The following is a 253-nucleotide window of genomic DNA, read 5'->3' as shown; positions in this document are numbered from 1 at the left end:
GGTGTGGTGCGAGATGCGTCAGGACGACAACACCTGGTCGCGTCCGCGCCTGATTCTGGCCACCGAGACGGAATTGTCGGCTCAGGCCGTGGTGGAAATCTACGCCGAACGCTGGGGTATCGAGCCCTTGTTCCACAACCTGAAGCGATGGTGGGGGGTGACGAACCTGTGGCAACAATCGAAGGGGGCTCTGGAACTGTGGATGCAGATTCGCTCCACAGCCTATGCCTTGACCCAATTGCTCGCCCTGAAA

Annotated in this window: 1 protein-coding gene; it reads left to right on the top strand. The window is 59.7% G+C overall.

Annotation, left to right across the window (positions count from 1 at the left end; genetic code table 11):
• On the top strand, positions 1 to 253 hold a 253-nt coding region (locus IV91_RS0113820), incomplete at both ends, for a transposase (RefSeq protein WP_150112522.1).

The sequence above is a fragment of the Ferrovum myxofaciens genome (assembly GCF_000735045.1).
GTDB lineage: Bacteria > Pseudomonadota > Gammaproteobacteria > Burkholderiales > Ferrovaceae > Ferrovum > Ferrovum myxofaciens.
Note: the sequence above shows the minus strand (reverse complement) of the source record. Positions and strands in the feature narration are given on the sequence as shown.